The sequence below is a fragment of the Herbiconiux daphne genome, assembly GCF_024979295.1.
GTDB classification, from domain to species: Bacteria; Actinomycetota; Actinomycetes; order Actinomycetales; family Microbacteriaceae; genus Herbiconiux; species Herbiconiux daphnes.
In genome coordinates this window covers 1-530 of the sequence record NZ_JANLCJ010000780.1, presented here as the reverse complement: position 1 = coordinate 530, position 530 = coordinate 1, and the positions used below count along the sequence as shown (strand labels likewise).

The window sequence follows — 530 nt, the reverse complement described above, 5'->3', positions numbered from 1 at the left end:
TTGGAGCTAACATACCTTGTACATCGCTCTGTAATGCACCTACACGGTCTTGAAGGTTCTTATCCGCCTGTTCCTGTGGAACTGGGATAGCGCCTGCATCAGTGCCTGTAAGAGTATCACGTGCTTTAAGGATTGCACCACCTACATCATGTTTCAATTGTGATTCTGGATACTTACTCTGTACCCATCTGCCTACTGGATTATCACCAATAGCAGAAAGAATCCCCTTCTCGGAGACGCTGTCATATAGACCTGCCATTACATGCCTCCTTGAGGTTGTGGCGGCTGTGGAGCACCCTGTTCAGGGGCACCCTGAGTTGGAGCACTCGGTTCAGATAGATTCTGAATAGCTGGACCAGGTTGGTTCGGATCCATCGGAGAACCTTTAGCAGGATTCATAACAGATTCCTGAGCAATCTGATTAAGCAATGCACCAGAACGATTCTGAGTATCTTGCTGTTGTGCTTGCTGTTCTCTCTGACGCTGAAGATGGGGTTCAGCTTGTCCACGACGATGGAAGCTATCCTGAA

Annotated in this window: 2 protein-coding genes; both read right to left on the bottom strand. The window is 48.3% G+C overall.

Annotation, left to right across the window (positions count from 1 at the left end):
• On the bottom strand, nucleotides 1–259 hold a 259-nt coding region (locus N1032_RS27655), incomplete at its 3' end, for a hypothetical protein (RefSeq protein ID WP_259543934.1).
• Nucleotides 259–530, bottom strand: a 272-nt coding sequence (locus N1032_RS27650) for a hypothetical protein (RefSeq protein ID WP_259543933.1), incomplete at its 5' end; no start/stop codon positions are given. The genes N1032_RS27655 and N1032_RS27650, both read right to left, overlap by 1 nt.